This window comes from Subtercola boreus (assembly GCF_006716115.1).
Lineage (GTDB): Bacteria > Actinomycetota > Actinomycetes > Actinomycetales > Microbacteriaceae > Subtercola > Subtercola boreus.
In genome coordinates, this window is sequence record NZ_VFOO01000001.1 from 102,704 (window position 1) to 116,719 (window position 14,016).

Here is a 14,016-nt window from a genome sequence, read left to right on the forward strand (position 1 = left end):
CCCCCACCGAGCCGCCTCGCACCGTCTCCCACGACCCGATCCGATCTGGAGAACCCATGACCCGCACCGACGACGATGCCCAACGCGAGACGCTCGAGGAGTGGACCGCCGACCTCAGCGATGCCCTCCGGCTGGCGGGCCTCGACGTCGGTCTGGCGGTGGATGTCGCGGCCATCCTCTCCCTCGCCGGCGACGCCGCGCACACGGTGCTCCGACCCGCCGCACCCCTGACCACTTTCGTGGTGGGGTTCGCGGCCGGGCGCGCTGCCGGGGCGGGAACGGATCCCGCCACCGCCGTCGCCGACGCCATCGCGGCGACCCACGCCCTGCTCGCCGAACACCAGTCGTACGCCGCCGTCACCGTCACCGACGCCGACGCCGACGCCGACGCCGGACAGTGACCGCGAACCGACAGGCCACGAACCCACAGGCCGCGAACCCACCCGGGCCCAGCATCCGCCCGGCCTGGCAGGAGGCGCGCGTCTATGCCCACCGCGCGGCGGCCGCCCTTCCCGCCGTCACGGTGCCGCTCGGTTCGGCCGCCGGGCGGACCCTGGCCGCCGACCTCGCTGCGCTCTGCGACGTGCCGCACTACGCCTCGTCCGCGATGGACGGCTGGGCTGTCAGCGGCGACGGACCGTGGATGCTCGCCCCGACCCGTGCCGGCAGTGACCCCTCACTGGTACCTCTCTCTCCCGGCGAGGCGCGGATCATCGTCACCGGAGGGCTCGTGCCGCCCGGCGCCGACCGGATCGTGCCGACGGAACGCGCAACACTCGACACGAACAAGCTGAGCGAGGCCGCTGCCCCGCCAGCCAACCCCGAGGCCGCCGCCCCGCCAGCCAACCCCAACCCCAACCTCAACCCCGCCCCCAACCCCGCCCCCAACCGCCCCCGCACCCACATCCGACCCACGGGCGAGGAGGCGCGCAGAGGCGACATCGTGCTCCGCAGAGGCCTTGTGCTGAATCCGGCGCACCTCGCCGTCGCTGCGGCCTGCGGTCACGACGATCTTCCGGTGCGCGGCCGCGCACGGGTAGCGCTCGTTCTGACCGGCAACGAGGTGCAGGTGGCGGGCATCCCCCGCCCCGGTTTCGTGCGCGACAGTTTCGGCGTCACCCTCCCGTCTCTCGTCGGCTCCCTCGGTGGGGACGTCGTCAGGGTGTCGCGCTCGCGGGATTCGAGAGCGGAACTCGTCGCAGAGCTCCGACGTTCAGACGGCCTCGAACCCGGTGTCGACCTGATCGTGACCACCGGCAGCACGGGCGGATCGGGTGCCGACCACCTGCACGACGCGCTACGCGAGATCGGTGCTGAGCTGATCGTCGATCGTGTGGCCATGCGCCCGGGCGGGCCGTCGCTTCTCGCACGGCTGCCGAGCGGATGCCTGCTGCTCGGGCTGCCCGGCAACCCCCTCGCGGCCATGGTGGCTCTCGTCGTTCTCGGGCATCCGCTGCTCGCCGGGTTCGCGGCCGCACCGCTGCCGCCGGTGTCGCAGGTGGTCACGCGGGACGCCGTCGAGGGGCGCCCCGGTGCTGCGCTGTTCAGCCCGTTCCGCCTCGTCGACGGCCGTGCCGTACTGAACGACTTCACGGGCTCGGCCATGATGCGTGGGCTCGCTGACGCCGACGGCCTGCTGGTCTGCCCCGCCGAGGGTGCCCCCGCGGGCTCGTCCCTCGACGCACTCCCCGTTCCCTGGCGTCCCCTCCCACCGTCATCGAGTGGGCACTTCGGGCCCTAAAACCACCGGTTTTTGGGCCCAAATCGCCCACTCGATGCGGGATGGGCCTGAACCTGTGAGAATCGGCGTAGGGAGGGAGCGTGGGAATGGGCAGATTGCTACGGGCTGAGACGCTGAGACCAGACGTCCGGCGGTGGACGGGCATCTCCGCCATCGCGGTCGCCTCCCTGATGGCGGCCGAGTTCGTGGTGCAGGTCACGACGGTCGGCACCCGCCCCGAACTGTTCGAAGAGGATGCCCTCGCCGCCTTCATGACCACAGCGGCGAACCCGACGCTCTTCGTGATCTTCCTCGACACGTTCCTGATGGCGGCGCTGATCGTGTTCCTCGCGAGCTTCCGGCAGCTGATCACGCACACGCGCCACGACATGCAGTGGGTGGCCGACCTCGGCTACGGCGCGGGCCTGGTGTTCGTGGCGATCACGCTGGTCGGCGACGCGATGGATGCCGGAACCGCCCTCGACGCGATCCACCAGCCGGCCAGCGGCACGGTCATCCGTGCGCTCACCGAGGGGCACATCGTGATGTTCGGCTCCGTCGGCTGTGTGCTGACGGCGCTGGTCGTCGCGGCGGCGGGGTACGTGACATTCGCTTCGGATGTGCTGCCGCGCTGGACGGGCTGGCTCGCCTTCGCGGTCGCAGCCTCCAACCTCGTCACGGTTCCGGCGATCTTCAACGGTACGAGCCCGACCGATCCGTTCTCCGCGGGCGGTGCCGGCGTGACGGCGCTCGCGACGTTCCCGTTCCTGGCCTGGGTCGCGATCGTGGGGATCGTGACCATCCGCGGACAGCACCACCATGCGGCCAAGCGCACGGCCGCCGCTGTCGGGGTCGCTCTCACGAATCGACCGTCGATACCGCAGAAAGATCTCATAGACGGGTCATAGGAGGCGCAGAGAGTTCGCCTAGCCTCATCCGCTTTCCTCATTGGAAGGCAACGATGAGAAGGAGCACAGGAATGGCTGGGACAGACGAACAGAGCACCGCCGAATGGCGCGACGCGGACGGCAACGAGATCGACGAGGACGACCGCGGGCTGGTCTACGACATCCGCACTCTGGTCAACCGCCGCAACGTGCTCGGGCTGTTCGGCGGCGTGGCGGTGGCGTCGCTTCTGGCAGCGTGCTCCAGCCCGGGGTCGTCGACGGCCGCAGGGACCGCTGCCGCGACATCCACCCCCACGGCGACGGCGGGGACCGGGGCCGCGACCTCCACGGCCACCGCGACACCCGAGCCAGACCTCACCGAGGTTCCGGATGAGACCGCCGGTCCCTACCCGGGTGACGGGTCGAACGGGGTGAACGTGCTCGACGATTCGGGCATCGTGCGGAGCGACATCCGGTCGAGTTTCGGATCGTCGACCACGACGGCCGCCGGGGTGCCGCTGACCATCCGGCTCACGGTGCGCGACGCCTCGACGGGTGGTGCGCTGGCCGGCGCGGCCGTGTACCTCTGGCACTGCAACCGGGACGGGGAGTACTCGCTCTACGGATCGGGTCTCACGAACGAGAACTACCTGCGCGGAGTGCAGGAGGTCGGCGCCGACGGCACCGTGTCGTTCACGTCGATCTATCCGGCGGCGTACTCCGGTCGGTGGCCGCACATCCACTTCGAGGTCTACAAGGATGTCGCGACGGCGGTCGCCTCGGGGCCGATCGTCAAGACGTCCCAGATCGCGCTGCCCCAGGAGACCTGCGAGGCGGTCTATGCCACCAGCGGCTACGAGCAGAGCGTGCGGAACCTCGCGTCGACGAGCCTTGCGAAGGACAACGTCTTCGGCAACGACAGTGGCATCCATCAGATCGCGAGCATGTCGGGATCGGTCGCGGCCGGCTACACGGCAGCGCTCACCATCGGCGTCTAGCCCGGCCCGCCGCAGACGCAGCAGTGCCCCGGCGGGAAGGCCGGGGCACTGGGATCACGCGGGGGAGCGGAGGCGAATCAGGCCTCGCTCATCACAGCGTTCTCGGCCTGGCCGCGGGCCGCGAGGGCGGCGGCACGGGCGGCGAGACGGCGGGACTGCTCGGCCTGCCCGGCGTCGAGCACATCCTGCGGAACCTCGACGCTCTCGACGTGGTTCACACCGTTGTACTTCTCGATGTAGGCGTCGAGCTCGGGGCCCGACTCCCACGACGTGATGAGGCAGTAGCGCGGGTCGGGGCCCGGGTGGGTCGCGGCGTGCCACAGGCGCTGGGTGTCGACGATCAGCTGCGCGCCGGCGGGCAGCGCGATGCGGGTCTCGCCCTGAGGGTCGGTGCGGTTCTCGCGCAGCACGAAGAAGCTGGTCGCGTCGTCGGTCAGGTTGAAGAAGCCGCGCACGACCCAGCCCGTGCCGTCGGGGTTCAGGCGGTTGTTGTCGTCCTGGTGGAGGTTGTAGAGGGTGTCGGCATACTCGTTCGGCTGCAGCTCGATGACGCGGCAGCGACCGACGTTGGCACCCGGCTCCTGCGCGCGACGCGTCAGGTTCGGGGCCTTCTCGATCTGGGAGTCGATCCACACGCCGTCTTTGTCGGTGCGCGGCGGCTTGTGGTTCCAGAAGCCGTTGCACTCGATCGCTCCGAAGGCACTGGCGAGAGGAGCGAAGCGGGTGTCACCCGACGACTTCCAGTCGTTGTATTCGATGTCCAGCCACTCTTTCGGGTCGAGTTCCTGGTTGTAGCGGTCGAGCACTACGTAGCCAGTTTCTTCCAGAGCGGCGGATTTTATGTATCCCATGGTGAGATCTTGCCCTTTCGTCTTGGACCAGCACGTTTTAACAGGTCCAGGTTAGGTCAGCCTAACATCCGGCCCCTGCGTGGGCCATGGGCTGCGCAGGGTGTCTGTACGATCGGAACCATGTCCAGCGCCACCAACGTCGAAGCCACGGCGGTCAACACCGTGCAGTGGCTCTCCGCCCCCCAGACGTCGATCGTCGTTCCGGTGTACCAGCGCCAGTACCGGTGGGACATCGGCGGGTGCGAGCAGTTGCTCGCAGACATCCGTGCGGTGGCCGATTCGGATGACCGGCAGAGGCACTTCATCGGATCGATCCTCTCGACGGCCGCGGGTGAGGATGCTCCGCGTTCGGATTCGGCGGACGAACTGGTGCTGATCGACGGCCAGCAGCGCATCACGACGCTGATGCTCCTCGTCGCAGCCCTCCACCACACGGTGCTGCAGGAAGCGCGGCAGTCGCCCGACGCGCCGGACGAGAACCCCGCACTGGCCCGTGAACTCAAGGCCGTGCTCGTACGGGCATCCGACCCGGATCGCACGAAACTCCGCCCGCACCGGGCCTGGGCCGACGTCTTCGAGAGCGTCGTGCTCGACCGCCGCAGCGCAGGCGACCAGCTGGGCGATTCACGTTTCGACGACAACTACGCGTTCTTCCGCAGCCAGGTGCTGGTCGATGAGGTGCCGCGCATCTGGCGGGGGCTGCAGAAGCTCGAGCACGTCGCGATCACGCTCGGCGCCGACGCGAACGCTCAGCAGATCTTCGAGAGCCTGAACTCCACGGGCGAACCGCTCCTCGACCACGAGCTGATCCACAACTACGTACTTATGGGTCTCTCACACGCGGAGCAGAGCGAGATCGAGGACACCTACTGGCTGCCGATCGAGCAGAACACCGGGGAATCGATCGCCAGCTTCTGGCGCCACTATCTTGTGATGATCACCGGTCGTGAGGTCGCGGTGGCGGGCGGTCGCGGGGTCTACGACGCCTTCCGGCAGCAGTTCCCCCGGCTCGACCTCGACACCCTGCGCCTGCGGGCGGCCGAGTGGCGGGAGCTCTCCGCGGACTATCGCGTGCTGCTCGACCCGTCGCTGGCCCCCGACCCGGGCATCGCCCGGCAGCTCACCTTCCTCAACACGTTCGGGCGGGGTTCGTATCCGCTCGCCCTCCGGGCATACCGGGACTGGTCGCGCGGAGAGACCACGGCCGCTGTGCTCACCGGGGTGCTCGAGCACATCCAGTCGCTCCTCCTCCGCCGCACCGTGGTGGGGATCGGCACCGAGCGTGTCGTCGCGCGTCTCTGCCGCGCCCGCGAACTCGGGCCCGAGGCCCTCGTTCTGGCAATCGCCCGCATCACCCCGTCCGACGAGCGGGTGCGCGTGGCGCTGAAGTTCAGCGACCTGCCGCACCCCGGCTACGTGCTCGGTCGGATCGCCGACCGCACCGGGCGGGGAACGGATGCCGCGGGGGGCGGCCTCTCCGGCCTCTCCGGGTTCGACGTGGAGAACATCTTCCCGCTCTCCCCGCCCGACACGTGGAGCGGTGACGGCACGCGCGCGTGGACCGACTACACCGACGACGAGCAGAACAGCCACCGCGCCCTCGCGCAGACCCTCGGCAACCTGGCGCTGATCGAGCAGCCCCTCGCCGAGCGGGCCGTCGACCGGTCGTTCCCGGTCAAGCGTGCGCTCTACGCAGGCAGCGACATCCTCACCACCGCTGAACTCGCCGAGGCGACCGAATGGGGCACGGCAGCCATAGCCCGGCGTACCGCCCGCCTCACCGAGGTCTTCCTCGAGGTCTGGGCACGCCCGGCCGCCGTCGGGATCGACGACGACGGTCTCACGCCGATCCTCGATGCGGCGCGGAGGCGCGGCTGGCCGCGCGGGTGGGAGCGCGAGTTCGAATACGTCGAGTACCGCGGCGAGCACTGGGAGGTCTACGACGTCAAATACCTCTTCAACCGCATCTTCAAGCGGCTGTGGGCGGATGCCCGGGAGAGTGTCGTCGCGTTCAGCGCTCGCCGAGGCGGCCCGATCTACGAATCCCAGGCGTGGAACGGCCACTGGGACGCCCTCGACGAATCCCACTACCTCTACATGGGCTGGGATTCGAAGTACATGTTGACCGCCCTGCAGGGCGTACTCGACGAAGCGGGCATCGCGGCCGAGGTCTTCGTCAAGTACTCCTACATCGGCGCGGTCATGTAGCGCTGCGCTTGCGCCGCCAGTCTGCTTGATATATGCTCAATATGTCTTCTGTAGTAGCGGAAGAAAGTGAGCTCGGTAGCCTTCCGGACGGTCGGCGTGCCGAGCTTCGCGCTTTAACGTGACAGATCTTGCACGTCTTCGATGAGTGGTGCGATCCGGGACTTCCACTCGCCTCCTTCCTTCACCATGTGAACTCGAGCCTGGCCACTCTTTCGAAGCTTCGCGACCTCTCGACGAAGCTTCTGGATGTCCCGGTGTGACACAGTCGCTGCTGCAACGGTGTAGCCGCGGGTCTTGCTTTCGTCTATGAAGACGGTGTCCATGACTCCCTTGTCGCTTTAATGAGTATCAGTCGACTATATCTCTGGACGGCGTGTTGCCCTGACAGGGCCCGGCGGGTGCGCGGGCGCGCTGGTGCGGCGCATAATGGGCTCATGCTCACAGGCCGCCAGCTCCCCGACTCCCACATCTTCGAGATCGACTACGCGGGCGCGGTCGACGCTGCCGAGTTCGAGGCGCTGCGCGACGCGCTCTCGGCGTTCCTTGACGCGAACGATCCGGCGGACATCCTCGGCATCTACTCCGACATCGACCTCACGAAGATCGAGCCGAAAGCGCTCTGGGAGGACCTGAAGTCGGCGGGGCTGGAGAAGAAGGTGCGCCGGGCGGCGCTGCTGACCGGTTCGCTGATGCTGAAGACGCTGGCGAAGGGCGCGAGCCACTTCATCCAGGCCGATGTGCGGGTGTTCGGCCTCGACGAGCGCGACGCGGCGCTGGAGTGGCTGAACTCGTAGGCCGACGACGGGGGGTGACGCGGGCGGCCCGCGTCTCGTAGGCTCGGAGGCGAGCGAGGTCTGGAGCACGGGTGAACGGGATCGAAGAGGTTCTCGAGCAGTTCGCCGCCGCGGCCGGAGTGACGGCCGACGAGGTGAAGGCGCACAGGGCGCTGCGCGACCGGGTCGCCGACGTGCTGACGGGTGACATCGCGGGCGGCGTCGGCCGGGGCGCGATCGAGGTGCTGCGGCTGGTCGATGCGGGGTCGTTCCGGCATGGCACTGCGGTTCGGGGCGCGAGCCGGTTCGACGTGTTCGTCGTGCAGGGCGGCGCGCGGCCGAAGTCGCTCGCGCGGGTGCTGCAGGGCATCCGTGCGGCCGTTCAGGATGCCCTGCCCGACCTGTCCGTGAGTACGACGTCCGACTCGGTGCTGGTCGACGCGCCCACAGCCGACCGCGAGCGCGAGGCCCGCGCTGGTGCCGACGCCCGCACTGGCGCTGACGCCCGCTCCGGCATCGACGCCCGGAGCGCAGACGCCCCAGTTGCCGTGCGGCTGCGGCTCATCCCTGCGGTGGAGGCCCCGGACGACGCCGGCAGCGCGGTGGTCGCGATCCCCGATGCGGCGAGACGCTGGGTTCTGAACCGGCCCGGCGCCCGGGAGCAGCTGATCGACCGGATCGACGACTCGCACCTCCGCTCGCTTATCCGGCTGCTCCTCGTCTGGAAGCACGTGAACCGGGTGCCCGTCTCGTCGTACTACCTGGAGACGGCCGTGGTGCGCCAGGCCCTCCGGCAGCCGTCGTTCAATCTGCTCTGGGACCTCTGCTGGGCCTTCGAGCAACTCGCCCACGACGATCTGGTGGGCCTGCCCGACCTGTCGAGCCCGTCGCAGGTGCAGAAGGTGCGCGCGGCCGAGACCCTCGGCCGGCGGATCGAGGCGCAGGGCCCGATCGACGAGGCAGCCGTGCACGCCCGCGAGGCCGTGAACGCGTACCTCGACGACGACCGCCCGGTGGTGGATGCCCGGCTCACCGAACTCTTCGGCCCGAGTTTCGCGACCTTCGACCGCTGACGCACCCCGCCGCCTCGTCCCGCCCATCGCCCGCCGCCGTGCGGGCATGCAGCTGGCGCGGGCGGGCGGGCTCGCGGGCAGGCGGGGCCGGCGCGGGCCGGGTCAGGCCGCGGGCAGGGCGGCGCGCGCCGCCTCGAACGAGGCGAGCCGCCCGGCGGCGGTGGGCGCGAGCGGTTGCGCGACGACGGTGGTCACGCCCGAGGCGGCGAGGGCGGCGAGCCGTTCCTGCACCCGGGACTCCGTTCCGATCAGCGATGAGGCCAGCACCAGGTCTTCGGGGACCGCATCCGCTGCCGCCGCCTTCTCGCCGGCGAGGTACAGCTCCTGCACGCGCGCGGCCTCGTCGGCATAGCCGTAGCGCACGGCCAGGTCGTTGTAGAAGTTGGCGCCGCGGGCGCCCATTCCGCCGAGGTAGAGGGCCATGCGCTGGCGGTAGGCCTCGAGCATCCGGTCGCCGTCGTCGCCGACGTACAGGGGCAGGCCGACGATGACGTCGAGCGGGCCGAGCGCGGGGTCGCGGAGTGCGGCGCCCGCCTGCAACGACGCTCCCCAGGCGGCGGAGGCCCGTTCGGGGTGGTAGAGGAACGGCAGCCAACCGTCGGCGATTTCGGCAGTCTGTTCCACGGCGCGGGGCGCGAGGGCGGCGATCGCCACGGGAATGGATGATCGCACAGGCCGATTGATCAGTTTGAGAGGTTTCCCGAGCCCGGTGCCCTGCCCCTCCGCGAGCGGAACGGTGTAGTTGCGTCCCGAGTGCGCCAGCGGCTCGCGGCGCCAGACCGACCGGCAGATCTCTACCGTCTCCCGCAGGTGGCCGAGCGGCCGCTGGAACGGCACGCCATGGAAACCTTCGATGACCTGCGGGCCCGAGCTGCCGAGCCCGAGCTCGAAGCGGCCGCCGGAGACGGAGTCGAGCCCGGCCGCGGTCATCGCGAGCAGGGCGGGCGTGCGCGAGTAGATCGGCAGGATGCTCGACATCAGCGTGACGGTGCTCGTGATCGCGGCGAGGTAGCCGAGGCGGCTGACGGCGTCGAACGAGTACGCCTCGGAGACGGCGATCACGTCGGCTCCCGCGCGTTCGAAGCCCTGCACCTCGATGGCGGCGCCGGTGAAGTCTTCGGCGTAGTCGATGGTGATGCCGAGTCTCATGCTCACTCCTTCGTGATGGTGTCGGCGCTGCCCGCGCCGCTGGCCGAGGTGCTGTCGGCATCGCTGCCATCGCCGACCCCGGAGCGGTTCGTGCCATCGCGCCCTGTCGCCACCAGCGTAGCGACGATGGCCACCAGCAGCGCTGCCGTCCAGATCTCGGCGGAGGGCAGCAGCGCGCTCGCCGCGATCGCCACGCCGGCGAGCGGGATGATCGTGTTGGCCACTGCCGTGGCCGCGGGTCGCACGGCGGTCAGCCAGACCGCCAGCACGAAGACGGCGACGGGAACGGTGAGCGTGGCGGCAGCCTCGACGGACGAGAGTTCGGTCTCGCCCCCGTGGAAGTCGACCAGCACCTCGATGCCCGCCGACATCGCCGCTGCCGCCGCGAAGATCACATAGTGGGCATAGCCCAGCGTCAGCGATTGGCGGAGCGTTCCGAACCGGCTGTGTAGGGGGGTCGCGAAGTAGAGCCACCACATCGCCGCGACGATCAGGAGCGAGCAGACCGCGAGTGCCACCAGGGAGACGATGTGCTCCGTGTCCTTCAGCGAGTCGATGATGGCGTTGGCCGAGCCGAGCAGGCCTTCGCCGAGCACGACGAGGGTGAACAGTCCGAAGCGCTCGGCGATGTGGTGGTTGTGGAAGGGCGTGACCTGGCGGTGTTCCGCCCAGATCGGCACGCAGACCTCGGCGACGGCCAGCACGACGAAACTGATCACCCCGGTCTCCTCGGGCAGCAGCAGTCTGAGCAGCCAGGCCGCCTGGACGAGGGTGATGCCAGCGGCGTAGCGGAGAGCCGTGCGCCGGTACTCCGGCGAGTTCACTGCAGCGCGGAGCCACTGGCTCACCATCGCGAGCCGCATGATGACGTATCCCCACGTCACCGCCGTGAAGTCGCTGTGCACCATAGCCGCCTCGACGCCGGCGGCCAGCACGAGCACACCGGCCATCTGCGCGATCGTCGTGACCCGGTAGAGCCAGTCGTCGTTGTCGAAGGCGGTCGCGAACCACGTGAAGTTCATCCACGCCCACCAGATGGCGAAGAACACCATCAGGTACGCACCGACCCCGACGGCCACGTGCTGTTCGGACTCGAGGTGGTGCAGGGTCTGGGCGGCGAGCGAGACGGCGACGACGAACACCAGGTCGAAGAAGAGCTCGAGCGTCGAGGCGACGCGGTGCGGTTCGTGCTTGTCGCGGGGCCGCACGGGCCGGAGGTCGAGCCGGCTCAGGATGCTCGTCACGAACGTCTCCCGTCAGCCGACGAGCTCGGCTTCGACCGCGGCCCGGAGCGCCGCCGGGATCGGCACCGGACGCTGGGTTTCGCGCCCGACGAAGACGTGCACGAACTCGCCGGTCGCCACCAGGACACCGTCGCTCTGCCGGAACATCTCGAGCGCCCACGCGATGCTCGTCGTTCCCACCCTGCCGGCGCGGAGCGTCACGTCGATCGTGTCGGGGAAGGCGGCCGGCTCGATGAACCGGCACGACGACGAGACGCAGAACGCCAGCGTGTCGGAGGTCTCGATGTCGAAGTGGCCGCCGGTGACGAGCCAGGTGGTGATCGTGGTGTCCATCGCGGTGTAGTAGACCGTGTTGTTCAGGTGGCCGAAGACGTCGTTGTCGTTCCAGCGGGTGGCGAAGGGGCGGCGGATGCTGTTCACGTCGAAACTCTACCCGGCGGCCGCGATCACGTAGCCGAGCGCGACGATCCCGGCCAGCAGGGCGGCCCCGGCGACGACGGCCGGCAGCACCGCGCCGGGCAGCTGCGCCGGCGATGGCGCGGTCAGCACTCTGTGCACGTGCCGGTGCCGGATGCCGGACTGCACGAACACGAACAGTCCGAGCAGTGCCCCGGCGACCCCGAGCCCGATGCCCCACCAGCCAGCCTCCGGGGCGATGATCCGCGCGCCGACCAGCGACCCTGCCATGAGGGCGAGCCCGGTGCGCTGCCAGGAGAGGGCGGTGCGTTCGACCTGGAGCCCGTCGTCGAACCGCGCGCGGGCTGGTCCTTCGGACGGGGTGCTGCCGGTCATCCGCCCGCCGCCGTCTCGTGGCTCGAAGAAGGGTTGCCGGTCATCCGCCCGCCCGCGTTCACCGGAGCGCGTACCCGAGCAGCAGCAGAACACCGACCACGCTGACCACGGCGGCGAGCGGCGCGGTCAGCACCGACCCCGGCAGGGCGCGGCCGAGACGCATCGCCTGTTCGACGCGCGCCCAGCCGAACCACGCCTGGAGGGGTGCGAGGATGCCGGCCACGACCAGCACGAGGGAGGCGGCGAGCCGGAGACCGGGTTGGAGGGGCAGGTCGAGGGCTTCGAGGGCGACGCCGCCCGCGATCAGGGCCAGCGAGGTGCGGATCCAGGCGAGGAAGGTGCGTTCGTTGGCCAGGGTGAACCGTGGGTCGGGTTCCGATCCCCGCCCGAAAACCCGACGCGGGAAGCGGCCGCGGGCTCGATCGGGATGCTCCCGGGGGGTGTCGCGTCCGGTCACCGTGCCGTCGCCGGTCACCCGGCCCTCGCCGGTCACCCGGCCCTCGCCGCTCACCGCCTCGTCACACCGTCGAGCAGCCCGGCGAAATCCTCTTCGCGGAACTCGCCGGGGCGCCGCTCGCCCGCGCGGTCCGCCTCGTCTTCGAGCTGCCGCAGGTCGACGCGGCGGATCTTGCCCGAGATCGTCTTCGGCAGCTCGGCGAACTCGATCCGGCGCACGCGCATGTACGACGGCATGGTCGAGGCGGCGTGCACGAACAGCGCGCGGGCGGTGTCGGCATCCGGCAGCCAGCCGTCGGCGAGCACGATGTACGCCTTCGGTGTGGTGAGCCTGGTCGCATGGGGGGCCGGCACGACCGCAGCCTCGACGACCGCCGGATGCTCGATCAGCAGGCTTTCGACCTCGAATGGTGACACCTTGTAGTCCGAGGACTTGAAGACGTCGTCGGTGCGCCCGATGTAGGTGATGTTGCCCTTGTCGTCGCGGGAGGCGACATCTCCTGTGTGGTAGTAGCCGCCGAGGGTCACTTCCTCGTTCCGCTCGGGGTCGTCGAGGTAGCGGGTCATCAGCGTGAACGGATGCTGGGCGAGGTCGAGGCAGAGCTCGCCCTCGTCGGCGAGCTCGCCGGAGACCGGGTCGACGAGCACGACGGGAACGCCGGGCAGCGGGCGCCCCATCGAGCCGGGCTTCACCGGGCTGCCGGGGGTGTTCGCGACGGAGGCGGTCATCTCGGTCTGCCCGTAGCCGTCACGGATGGTGAGCCCCCAGCGCGACTCGATCCGGCTGATCACCTCGGGGTTCAGAGGCTCGCCCGCGGAGAGCGCTTCGCGGAGCGCACGGGGCTTCCGGGCATCCGGTGCCTGGATGAGCATGCGCCAGACGGTCGGCGGTGCGCAGAACGTCGTGACCCCGGCCCGGTCGAGCTCGGCGACCAGTTTCACCGCGTCGAACCGCGCGTAGTTGTAGACGAAGACGGTGGCCTCGGCGATCCACGGGGCGAAGATGAGGCTCCAGGCGTGCTTCGCCCAGCCCGGTGAACTGATCGCGAGGTGAACGTCGCCCGGCCGCATCCCGACCCAGTACATGGTGCTGAGATGGCCCACCGGGTACGACGTCTGCGTGTGTTCGACCATCTTCGGCTTGCTGGTGGTGCCGGAGGTGAAGTAGACGAGCAGAGGATCTCCGGAGGCGGGTTCCGCGCGCTCGAAGTCGGCGGGGGCGGATGTCGCGGCGGCGGTGCCGGCGAGGGCGTCGCGGTAGTCCGCCCAGCCCTCGGGGATGGCACCGTCGCCGGCCCCGATCGCGATGCGCGTATACGAGCCGTCGACTCCGTCGAACTTGCCGGCATCCGACGCATTCGTCAGCACGTGCACGATCCGCCCGCGCGCGATCCGGTCGACGAGTTCGCTCGGGCCGAGGGCCGTCGCGCCCGGCACGATGACGGCGCCGAGCTTGCTGAGGGCGAGCACGCTCTCCCAGAGCTCGACCTGGTTGCCGAGCATCACCATGACCCGGTCGCCCTGCTTCACGCCCCGGCCGGCCAGCCAGGCGGCGACGCGGTCGGAGCGCTCGGACAGTTCGGCGAAGCTGTAGACGGCCTCGCTGCCGTCCTCCTCGACGATCCAGAGGGCCGGCCTGTCGTTGCCCCGGGCGATGACGTCGAACCATTCTGTCGCCCAGTTGAACGTGGGCCCGATCTCGGGCCAGCGGAACTCGGCAACAGCGCGGTCGTAGTCGTTCGCGAGCTCTATCAGCTGGTCTCTCGCGGCGCGGATGTTCCGGGTGTTCCGGGTCTCGCTCATGGCGTCGTCTCCTCAGAGGTACGAAAGTGTGGCGGCAGAGGGGCAGAGCCCCGCCTGTGGAG

General features: G+C 69.8%; 15 protein-coding genes. 7 read left to right on the forward strand and 8 right to left on the reverse strand.

What is annotated here, in order from left to right:
• The first annotated feature begins 56 nt into the window (after nucleotides 1-56).
• From FB464_RS00500 to FB464_RS00515, 4 genes are all read left to right on the forward strand, one after another.
• Nucleotides 57-401: a DUF6457 domain-containing protein gene (locus tag FB464_RS00500; protein WP_116415590.1), complete on the forward strand. Its 345-nt coding sequence runs from the start codon at nucleotides 57-59 to the stop codon at nucleotides 399-401.
• Nucleotides 398-1,741, forward strand: coding sequence for a molybdopterin molybdotransferase MoeA (locus FB464_RS00505; RefSeq protein WP_116415589.1), 1,344 nt, complete (start codon nucleotides 398-400; stop codon nucleotides 1,739-1,741). The genes FB464_RS00500 and FB464_RS00505 overlap by 4 nt, the downstream gene beginning before the upstream one ends.
• Nucleotides 1,742-1,827: 86 nt before the next feature.
• The gene (locus tag FB464_RS00510; protein WP_142206567.1) at nucleotides 1,828-2,628 is read left to right on the forward strand and encodes a hypothetical protein; all 801 of its coding nucleotides are present in this window, start codon (nucleotides 1,828-1,830) and stop codon (nucleotides 2,626-2,628) included.
• A 71-nt stretch (nucleotides 2,629-2,699) separates the two neighbouring features.
• Nucleotides 2,700-3,605: an intradiol ring-cleavage dioxygenase gene (locus FB464_RS00515; RefSeq protein WP_116415587.1), complete on the forward strand. Its 906-nt coding sequence runs from the start codon at nucleotides 2,700-2,702 to the stop codon at nucleotides 3,603-3,605.
• 77 nt (nucleotides 3,606-3,682) lie between these two features.
• On the opposite strand, the gene FB464_RS00520 is transcribed toward FB464_RS00515, so the two are convergent.
• Entirely contained in the window at nucleotides 3,683-4,456 is a 774-nt protein-coding gene (locus tag FB464_RS00520; protein WP_116415586.1) for a hypothetical protein, read from the reverse strand.
• A 120-nt stretch (nucleotides 4,457-4,576) separates the two neighbouring features.
• On the opposite strand from FB464_RS00520, the gene FB464_RS00525 reads away from it, so the two are divergent.
• The gene (locus tag FB464_RS00525; RefSeq protein ID WP_116415585.1) at nucleotides 4,577-6,664 is read left to right on the forward strand and encodes a DUF262 domain-containing protein; all 2,088 of its coding nucleotides are present in this window, start codon (nucleotides 4,577-4,579) and stop codon (nucleotides 6,662-6,664) included.
• A gap of 113 nt (nucleotides 6,665-6,777) precedes the next feature.
• Here the strand turns inward: FB464_RS00525 and FB464_RS00530 are convergent, their stop codons facing one another.
• A complete protein-coding gene (locus tag FB464_RS00530; protein ID WP_142206568.1) occupies nucleotides 6,778-6,987 on the reverse strand; it encodes a hypothetical protein in 210 nt (69 codons plus the stop codon).
• Nucleotides 6,988-7,098: 111 nt separating this feature from the next.
• Between FB464_RS00530 and FB464_RS00535 the strand changes: the two genes are divergently transcribed.
• Both FB464_RS00535 and FB464_RS00540 read left to right on the forward strand, forming a co-directional pair.
• The gene (locus tag FB464_RS00535; RefSeq protein WP_170151953.1) at nucleotides 7,099-7,458 is read left to right on the forward strand and encodes a SpoIIAA family protein; all 360 of its coding nucleotides are present in this window, start codon (nucleotides 7,099-7,101) and stop codon (nucleotides 7,456-7,458) included.
• A 71-nt stretch (nucleotides 7,459-7,529) separates the two neighbouring features.
• Nucleotides 7,530-8,510 carry a nucleotidyltransferase family protein gene (locus FB464_RS00540; protein WP_116415583.1) on the forward strand — a complete coding sequence of 327 codons (981 nt, stop codon included), beginning with the start codon at nucleotides 7,530-7,532 and terminating at the stop codon, nucleotides 8,508-8,510.
• Between the two features lie 102 nt (nucleotides 8,511-8,612).
• Here FB464_RS00540 and FB464_RS00545 read toward each other — a convergent pair whose 3' ends face one another.
• The 6 genes from FB464_RS00545 to FB464_RS00570 are packed head-to-tail and all read right to left on the reverse strand — an operon-like array spanning nucleotide 8,613 to nucleotide 13,954.
• Nucleotides 8,613-9,659 carry an LLM class F420-dependent oxidoreductase gene (locus FB464_RS00545; protein ID WP_116415582.1) on the reverse strand — a complete coding sequence of 349 codons (1,047 nt, stop codon included), beginning with the start codon at nucleotides 9,657-9,659 and terminating at the stop codon, nucleotides 8,613-8,615.
• 2 nt (nucleotides 9,660-9,661) lie between these two features.
• Nucleotides 9,662-10,903, reverse strand: coding sequence for a low temperature requirement protein A (locus tag FB464_RS00550; protein ID WP_246092863.1), 1,242 nt, complete (start codon nucleotides 10,901-10,903; stop codon nucleotides 9,662-9,664).
• A 12-nt stretch (nucleotides 10,904-10,915) separates the two neighbouring features.
• Nucleotides 10,916-11,323, reverse strand: coding sequence for an acyl-CoA thioesterase (locus FB464_RS00555; protein ID WP_116415581.1), 408 nt, complete (start codon nucleotides 11,321-11,323; stop codon nucleotides 10,916-10,918).
• A gap of 9 nt (nucleotides 11,324-11,332) precedes the next feature.
• A complete protein-coding gene (locus FB464_RS00560) occupies nucleotides 11,333-11,695 on the reverse strand; it encodes a YidH family protein (RefSeq protein WP_116415580.1) in 363 nt (120 codons plus the stop codon).
• A 58-nt stretch (nucleotides 11,696-11,753) separates the two neighbouring features.
• Nucleotides 11,754-12,152 carry a YidH family protein gene (locus tag FB464_RS00565; protein ID WP_116416683.1) on the reverse strand — a complete coding sequence of 133 codons (399 nt, stop codon included), beginning with the start codon at nucleotides 12,150-12,152 and terminating at the stop codon, nucleotides 11,754-11,756.
• A 50-nt stretch (nucleotides 12,153-12,202) separates the two neighbouring features.
• Nucleotides 12,203-13,954: an AMP-binding protein gene (locus FB464_RS00570; protein ID WP_116415579.1), complete on the reverse strand. Its 1,752-nt coding sequence runs from the start codon at nucleotides 13,952-13,954 to the stop codon at nucleotides 12,203-12,205.
• Between the last annotated feature and the right edge of the window lie 62 nt (nucleotides 13,955-14,016).